This window comes from Vibrio sp. YT-18 (genome assembly GCF_033337345.1).
Lineage (GTDB): Bacteria > Pseudomonadota > Gammaproteobacteria > Enterobacterales > Vibrionaceae > Vibrio > Vibrio alginolyticus.
Window position 1 is genome coordinate 1 of sequence record NZ_JAWOQO010000176.1, and the last position, 1,185, is coordinate 1,185.

1 protein-coding gene is annotated in these 1,185 nt (G+C 48.5%); it reads left to right on the plus strand.

Annotated features, from left to right (window positions below):
• Positions 1-1,185 (plus strand): L-serine ammonia-lyase (locus tag R7M72_RS25245; RefSeq protein WP_318056476.1); only part of this gene is annotated, 1,185 nt, incomplete at both ends.

Sequence of the window (1,185 nt, forward strand, 5' to 3'; positions counted from 1 at the left end):
CTATGGCGAAAGTACGTCGGGTGCAAGTTGACTTATATGGCTCTTTATCACTGACTGGTAGAGGACACCACACCGACCGAGCCACGGTGCTAGGGTTGATGGGCAATAAGCCCGCTACCATCAAAATGACCAGTGCCAAAAGTGCACTGCAACACACCATCGAAAACCATACATTATCGTTAGCTGGCTCTCATCAAATTGAGTTTAGCTACGACCACGACATTGTATTTCACAGCGACAACCTGCCGCTGCATGAAAATGGTATGACGATCACCGCGCTCGATGCCGCAGGAGATCAAGTCGCCTTTGAGACGTACTACTCTATCGGTGGTGGTTTTATTGCGACAGCGGCAGAGCTCGAACATGGCAGCCAACAAGCCAGCGCAGAAGTACCTTTCCCTTTTTCATCCGCAGACGAAATGTTGGAAAAAGCAGAGAAAAATGGCCTCAGCCTTGGTGGTATGATTCTGCAAAATGAGCTGGCATTTCGAGAGCAAGAAGAAATTGACCAAAGAGCTGAACAAATTTGGAAAGTGATGTCACTGTGCATGCAGCGTGGTTTCGATACTGAAGGGATCCTTGAAGGGGGCTTGAACGTCACTCGCCGAGCTCCGAATCTGTTGAAAAAACTAGAAGCGAATGCAGCAGTTGAAAATGATCCAATGGAGATCATGGACTGGATTAACTTGTTTGCCTTTGCGGTCAGCGAAGAGAACGCGGCAGGCGGGCAAGTCGTCACATCACCAACTAACGGTGCCGCAGGCGTTATCCCAGCAGTATTGATGTACTACCATCGATTCATCAAAGAGCTGGATCTTAAGCAATTAAAAGACTTTCTCGCCGTTGCTGGAGCGATTGGTATTTTATACAAAACCAACGCGTCCATTTCTGGGGCGGAAGTGGGCTGTCAAGGTGAGGTGGGAGTTTCCTCTTCTATGGCAGCGGCTGGCCTAACCGCCTTGCGAGGAGGCAGCAACGAGCAAATTTGTATCGCAGCTGAAATTGCAATGGAACACTCTCTCGGTATGACCTGCGACCCAATAGGGGGACTGGTTCAAGTGCCTTGTATTGAACGCAACGCGATGGGCGCAGTAAAAGCGATTAACGCATCACGAATGGCACTAAAACGCACTAGCAAATGTCTTATTTCATTAGATAAAGTTATCGAAACCATGTACCAAACTG